The sequence below is a fragment of the Bradyrhizobium sp. genome, assembly GCF_016462955.1.
GTDB lineage: Bacteria > Pseudomonadota > Alphaproteobacteria > Rhizobiales > Xanthobacteraceae > Bradyrhizobium.
Genome location: NZ_JAEMSD010000347.1, coordinates 271 through 7467 on the forward strand (window position 1 = coordinate 271; position 7197 = coordinate 7467).

4 protein-coding genes and 1 pseudogene are annotated in these 7197 nt (G+C 63.6%); 1 reads left to right on the forward strand and 4 read right to left on the reverse strand.

What is annotated here, in order from left to right; genetic code table 11:
* The 4 genes and pseudogenes from JHD07_RS27615 to JHD07_RS27630 all read right to left on the reverse strand — a co-directional run.
* Nucleotides 1-335 (reverse strand): annotated as a pseudogene (locus JHD07_RS27615) (TetR/AcrR family transcriptional regulator); the annotation flags it as partial.
* 34 nt (nucleotides 336-369) lie between these two features.
* The gene (locus JHD07_RS27620) at nucleotides 370-3507 is read right to left on the reverse strand and encodes an efflux RND transporter permease subunit (protein WP_291627806.1); all 3138 of its coding nucleotides are present in this window, start codon (nucleotides 3505-3507) and stop codon (nucleotides 370-372) included.
* Nucleotides 3508-3791: 284 nt separating this feature from the next.
* On the reverse strand, nucleotides 3792-4898 hold the full coding sequence (locus JHD07_RS27625) for an efflux RND transporter periplasmic adaptor subunit (protein ID WP_291627807.1): 1107 nt from the start codon (nucleotides 4896-4898) through the stop codon (nucleotides 3792-3794).
* A 248-nt stretch (nucleotides 4899-5146) separates the two neighbouring features.
* Nucleotides 5147-6490 (reverse strand): MFS transporter, encoded by a 1344-nt coding sequence (locus tag JHD07_RS27630; protein WP_291627809.1) that lies wholly within the window; start codon nucleotides 6488-6490, stop codon nucleotides 5147-5149.
* Between the two features lie 81 nt (nucleotides 6491-6571).
* Between JHD07_RS27630 and JHD07_RS27635 the strand changes: the two genes are divergently transcribed.
* Nucleotides 6572-7039: a DUF2809 domain-containing protein gene (locus JHD07_RS27635; protein ID WP_291627812.1), complete on the forward strand. Its 468-nt coding sequence runs from the start codon at nucleotides 6572-6574 to the stop codon at nucleotides 7037-7039.
* The last annotated feature ends 158 nt before the right edge of the window (nucleotides 7040-7197 follow it).

Genomic DNA, 7197 nt, shown 5'->3' on the forward strand with positions numbered 1-7197 from the left:
ATCTCGTGCAGCTTGTTGTCGCCGACATAGCGCTCGGTGTTCATGCGATGGATGGTGGTGAGCAGCTCGCGGAAGCGCTCCTTGACCGGACCCGGCTCCGCCACGATCCGCTGGGCCTCGAGCTCGACCTCGCCCATCAGCGAACGAGCTACCGCCTGGTGGATCGCCTTCTTCGATTCGAAGAAGCGATAGACGTTGGCGGGGCTCATTCTGAGCTCCTTGGCGATGTCGCCGACCGTGGTCTTCTGGTAGCCGATCTGGCGGAACAGCCGCTCGGCCACCTCGAGAATGCGGTCCCGGGTGTCGCCTTCGATATGTTCCGAAATAAGGGCCATCAGTCAGGACTCATCGATCAGCACTTCATCTCACTTATTCAGCCGCTTCAGCAAGCGGAATTGCCGGATGGTCATCGCTGCCATGCTGCGATGCGGCGGGCTGCTCGGGTGAACCCGCCTCGTCCAGGCTCTTGCGGAACCAAAGTGCATAGAGGCCCGGCAAATACAGCAGGGTCAGGAAGGTCGCGACGAACAGGCCGCCCATGATGGTGATCGCCATCGGCCCCCAGAAGGCCGAGCGCGACAACGGGATCATGGCAAGGATGGCGGCGAGCGCCGTCAGCACCACCGGACGGGCACGGCGGACGGTGGCTTCCACGATCGCCTCGCGCCGGGGCAGGCCGTGGCTGACGTCGGTCTCGATCTGGTCGACCAGGATGACCGTGTTGCGCATGATCATGCCGGCGAGCGCGATCAGGCCGAGCAGCGCCACGAAGCCGAAGGGCTTGGCCGCGAGGTTCAGGCCGAGCGAGGCCCCGATCAGCCCGAGCGGCGCCGTCAGGAACACCAGGATAAGGCGCGAGAAGCTCTGCAGCTGGATCATCAGCAGCGTCAGCATCACCATGACCATCATCGGGAAGAGGACGAAGATCGAGGCATTGCCCTTGGCTGATTCCTCGAATGCGCCGCCCGGCTCGATCCGGTAGGCCGGCTCGAGGTGATCCATGATCGGCTTGAGCTTCGGCGTGATCTGGTTGGTGACATCAGGGGCTTGTACGCCGTCGACGACGTCGGAGCGCACGGTGATCGCCATGTCGCGGTTGCGCCGCCACATGATCGGCTCCTCATGGGCGTACTCGATCCTGGCGATCTGCTGCAGCGGCACGGCCACGCCATTGCGCGAGGTGATGGTGAGATCGCCGACGCCGCCGAGGTCGAGACGCTCGGAGGGGATCGCGCGGGCGACCACGCCGACCTTCTCAATGCCGTCGCGCACGGTGGTGACCTGCGATCCGGAGATCAGCATCGCCAGCGCCTGCGAGACGTCCTGCGGGGTCAGGCCCATGGCACGGGCGCGGTCCTGGTCGACGACGAGCTTGAGGTAGGGCGACTGCTCGTTCCAGTCGAGCTGGACGTCCTTGACGCTCTTGTTCTCGCGCATGACGTCGCGGACCTGGTAGGCGATCTCGCGTACCTTGTTGGCATCCGGACCGATCACGCGGAACTGCACGGGGAAGCCGACCGGCGGGCCGAAATTGAAGCGGTCGACGCGAACGCGGGCCTCGGTCAGCATGCCGTCGGCGACCGCATTCTCGATCTTGGCCTTGATGCGCTCACGCGCCTCGACGCCCTTGGCGACGATGACGATCTCGGCAAAGGCCTCGTTCGGAAGCTGCGGGTTGAGGCCGAGCCAGAAGCGCGGCGATCCTTGGCCGACATAGGACGTGTAGGTCTCGATGTCCTTGTCATCCTTCAGCAGGGTCTCGGCCTTCTTCACCGCCTTTTCGGTGACGTTGAAGGCGGTGCCCTCGGGCAGGCGCAGCTGGAAGAACAGCTCGGGCCGCTCCGACAACGGGAAGAACTGCTGCTGGACTTTACCGAAGCCGACGATGGAGGCGACGAAAACGACGACGGTCGCGACGACGACCGTGATACGGTGGTTGACGCACCATTGCACGACGGCGCGCAGGCCGCGATACATGCGAGTCTCGTAGACCGCATGCGGATCGTGATTGTGATGCGCCTTCATCTCGGGCAGCAGCATGACGCCGATATAGGGCGTGAAGATCACCGCCACGAACCAGGAGGCGACCAGCGCGATCGCCACGATCCAGAAGATGCTGCCGGCATATTCGCCGACCGCGGAATTGGCAAAGCCGATGGGGAGGAAGCCAGCGGCCGTGACCAGCGTTCCCGTGAGCATCGGAAACGCAGTTGATTCCCAGGCAAAAGACGCCGCGCGCATGCGGTCCCAGCCCTGCTCCATCTTCACCACCATCATCTCCACCGCGATGATGGCGTCGTCGACGAGCAGGCCGAGCGCGATGATCAACGCGCCGAGCGTGATGCGATGCAGGTCGAGCGACATCGCGTTCATGACGATGAAGACGATACCGAGGACCAAGGGCACCGACAGCGCGACCACGATGCCGGTGCGCCAGCCCAGCGCCAGGAACGAGACGAACAGCACGATGACGAGTGCTTCCATGAAGGAGCGCACGAACTCGCCGACGGCGTGTTCGACCACCTTGGGCTGGTCGGCGATCAGCTTGACGTCGATGCCCTGCGGCACCGACTTCATGAAGTCGTCCGTCGCCTTCTGGACCTCCTTGCCGAGATCGAGGATGTTGGCGCCCTTGGCGGTGACGACGCCGATGCCGATCGCGGGCTTGCCTTCCTGGCGGACGACGAAGCTCGGCGGATCGACGAAGCCGTGGGTGACGGTGGCGATGTCGCCGAGGCGGAACACGCGGCCGTTGCTCTCGACCGGGGTCTCGGCGACCGCCTTGGCTCCGTCCAGCGCGCCGGTGACGCGCAGCGGCACGCGCTGCGAAGAGGTCTCAACCGTGCCGGCCGGCGTCACGTTGTTCTGCTTGGCGAGCGAGTCGAACAGGGCCTGCGGCGTGATGCCGAGCGTGGCGAGCTTGGCGTGGCTGAACTCGACGAAAATGCGCTCGTCCTGGTTGCCGTAGACGTCAACCTTGGTCACGCCGGGCACCTTCAGGAGGCGCTGACGAAAACCTTCCGAGACCTTCTTGAGCTGGGCATAGTCGGCGCCCTCGCCGGTCAACATGTAGAGGATGGAATCGACGTCGGAGAACTCGTCGTTGACGACGGGCCCGAGGATGCCGGACGGCAGCTGGCCTTGCACGTCGACCAGCTTCTTGCGCAACAAGTAGAAGAGATAGGGCACGTCCTTCGGCGGCGTGTTGTCGCGGAAGGTCACCTGCAGCGCGGTGAAGCCGGGCTTGGAATAGGTCTGCACCTTCTCGAAATAGGGCAGCTCCTGGATCTTCTTCTCGATGGGGTCGGCGACCTGGGTCTGCATCTCCTGCGCGGTCGCGCCCGGCCACATCACGGAGACGTTGACCACCTTCACCGTGAAGAACGGATCCTCGGCACGGCCGAGCTTCTCATAGGAGAAGAAGCCGGCAGCGCCGAGCACGATCATCAGGAAGAGAACCAGCGTCGGATGGCTGACTGCCCAGGCCGAAAGGTTGAAGCGCTTCATCGCACTCTCCGAAAGACGATCCAGTTGCAACAAGGACAGCCGCTCTGCTCAAACCGTCGTCGCGAGGCAGCGAAGCAATCCAGGGGGCTGGGCAGGTTCTGGATCGCTTCGCCGCTTCAGCCTTTGCTTAGGGACAAAGGCCGAAACTCGCCTCGCACGACGTAGCTCTATTTCTCTTTGTCATTCCGGGATGGTCCGAACGACCAGACCCGGAATCTCAAGTTTCTCAGGTGCGCAATTGCGCACCGTAGTTCACGCTGCGCGTGCCCCCGGAATGACGGTAGTTAAAAGGAAAGCGACGATACGATCCGCACCCGTTGACCCGGATCGAGCTTCTGCACGCCGAGTGCAACGATTTTGGCGCCCTCTTCCACGCCACCGGTAATGACGACGTCCTTGCTCTCATAGGACTTCACAGTCACCGGCTTCAGCGAGACGCCTCCGCTGTCGTCGACGACGTAGAAGGACGGCTTGCCGCCTTCATTGAACAAAGCCGAGAGCGGCAGCCGGGCGACGCGCTCAGATGCTGCATCCGACAGCGTCAGCGTCGCCGTCATGCCGAGCGCGACCTTGTCGTCGGCCTCGGGAAGCGAGAACTTTGCGAGATAAGTGCGCGTGGCCGGATCGGCCGCCGGCGCGATCTCGCGCAGCTTGGCCACATACTTCTTGTTCGGCTCGGACCAAAGAGTGACGCTGGCGACGCCCGACTTGGCGCGTCCGACCAGCGTCTCAGGGATCGCGACGACCGCTTCCTTTTCGGCAAAGCGGGCGACGCGGATCGAAGCCTGGCCCGCGGCAACCACCTGGCCGGGCTCGATCAGCGTTGCGGTGACGACGCCGCGGGCGTCGGCGTTGAGCGTCGCGTAGGAAAGAGAGTTCTTGGTCAGTTCGACCGACCGTTCGGCCCGGTTCAGGCGGGCACGGGCCTCGTCGGCGGCGGCGCGGCTCGAATCCAGCTGCGCATCGGTGGTCCAGCCCTTAGCCTTCAGGTCCTTGGCGCGCTGCTCGGCGGCGGCGGCCTGGGCCAGAACGCCAGTCGCGGCAGTCAGCTCGGCGACGGATTGCTCGGCCTGGAGCTTCAGGTCGATCTCATCGAGCGTCGCCAATGGCTGGCCGACTTCGACGGTCTGGCCGACCTCGACGAGGCGCTTTGCGACCTTGCCGGCGACGCGGAAGCCGAGATCGCTCTCGATCCGCGGACGAATGGTGCCGACGAAGCTGCGCTCCGGCGTCTCCGCACCATAATGCGCGGTTGCGACCAAAACCGGCCGCGGCGGTTCCGCCTTTTCGGCAACGGTGTCATTGCACCCAGCAAGGGCTGCAGCCATGAAGGCCAGCGAAACGCCTGCCAACAGCCTGGAATAGCTCGACAAAACGGATCGGACGAACATGAAGGACGCTCCTCGCATCTCGAATGAGAGGAATGTCGACTAATCACTGATAAAAGTCAATAATCGTCAGTCATCAGGAATCTGTGATCGTTAAAGGGTGGTAACGATTCGGAGGCGATCACCAGGGAAGTGAAATTGTAGGCGGGGCAAAGCGAAGCCTACCCACCTACCCAGCCAGCGTCAGAGAAAGAAGTTGGTAGGCACGGCGCGCAACGGCGCGCCTTTGTCCCTTCTACGAGCCTATTGCCTCACCGTCCCTGCCCGACGAACTCGTGCTTGCTGTCGTGGCCTCCGATCAAGGTGAGGATGCCTGCGATCAGAGGCAGCACGGCAAGTACCAGGAGCCCAGTCGAGGTCTGGCCCGTGGCTTCCTTGACCCAGCCGATCAGATACGGCCCGCCGAAGCCGGCGAGATTGCCGATCGAGTTGATCAGCGCTATGGCGCCGGCGGCTGCAGTCCCGGAGAGCCACGCGGTCGGCAGGGTCCAGAACACGCCGAAGCAGCAGAACACGCCGATCGCCGCGACCGTCAACACCGCCATCGTCGCCGTAGGATCGGTGAGATAGGAGGACGCGCCGAGCGCAACCGCCGTGAGCAGAAGCGGCGCACCGACATGCATCACGCGCTCGCGCGTCGCATCGGAGTGCCGCGCCCACAGGATCATGGCGATGGTGCCGAACAGATACGGGACCGCGGTGACGAAGCCGGTCTGGGCGTTGGTGAGGCCGAACGCCTTGACGATCTGCGGCAGCCAGAACTGCATGCCATAGAGTGCGCCGACGAAGCCGAAATAGATCAGGCTGAGCGCGATCACCCTCGGCGAGGACAGCGCTTCGCCGAGCGAGAAATGCTTCACCGCCTGCTTGGCCGCTATTTCCGAATCGAGCTTGGCCTTGAGCCAGGCCTTCTGCTCGGTCGAGAGCCAGTCCGCTTTCTCCGGTCTGTCGGTGAGATAGAACCAGGTGACGATGCCGAGCAGCACGGAAGGGATGCCCTCGATGATGAAAAGCCATTGCCAGCCCTTCAGCCCCATCATGCCGTCGAGGCCGAGCAAGAGGCCCGAGATCGGCGCGCCGATCACGGTCGAGACCGGCACGGCGATGGCGAAGGCCGCGAGAAAGCGGGCGCGATATTCGGCCGGATACCAATAGGTGAGATAGAGGATGATGCCGGGGAAGAAGCCGGCCTCGGCGACGCCGAGCAGGAAGCGCAGGACATAGAAGCTCGTGACGCCGCTGACCATCGCCATCAGCGCCGAGATGATACCCCAGCTCACCATGATGCGGGCGATCCAGCGGCTGGCGCCGAATTTCTCCAGCGCGAGGTTGCTCGGAACCTCGAAAATGAAATAGCCGATGAAGAAGATGCCGGCGCCCCAGGAAAAGATCAGCGGCGTGAATTTCAGGTCCGCGTTCATGGTCAGCGCGGCGAAGCCGAGATTGACGCGGTCGAGATAGGAGAAGAAGTAGGCCAGGACCAGGAATGGAATCAGGCGCCAGGAGATCGCGCGGATCGTCGAAGTTTCGATCTCCGACTTGTTGAAGTTCTTGGCGCTGCCGGCGGAACCGGCATAGGTGGTGGTCTGGCTCATGGCTTCCTCCCCGGGGTTGTTGCTTTTTTCGGGTCTGCGGCCGTTTTCAGCATCGAGAGCAAAGAGTCAATGGAGCAAGCAATGCACGAGACGCAGCCGGGCACGCCTGTTGCGCCTGTACGGACGTCGCTGCGCCGCGCCACCCTCGCGCTCGCCGTGATCGTCTGCGGGCTGTCGCTGCGCTGGTACGGATTCCCGCTCGGGCTGCCGGCGTTCGTGGTGAAGTACGGCGGCTCGCTGCTGTGGGCGACCATGGTGCTTCTGCTGGTCGGAGCGTTGTTGCCAGGGCTGACGCGGGGCCAGCTTGTGGTGATCGCGACGCTGATCGCGGTGGTCGTGGAATTCTCGCGCCTGGTGCATACGCCCTGGCTCGATGCATTCCGGCTGACGACGGCCGGCGCATTGCTGCTCGGGCGCATCTTCTCGCCGTGGAACCTGGTGGCCTATGCGGTCGGGATTGCGTTCGGCGTTTGGATCGAGCGACTCGCCACGATGCACGCTCTTGTAGGGTGGGCAAAGCGCAGCGTGCCCACCACGAGCAGATGGTAGGCACGGCGCTAATGCGCCTTTACCCACCCTACGAGACCGAAGCCGAGCCTCACTCCGCCAGTTGAAACCGCTCGAATCGATCGAGCTCTTCCTCGATCTTCCGCTTGAGCTCCTTGCGTCCCGCCGTCTTCCTGCCCTGCCCGACCCAGGTCCATTTC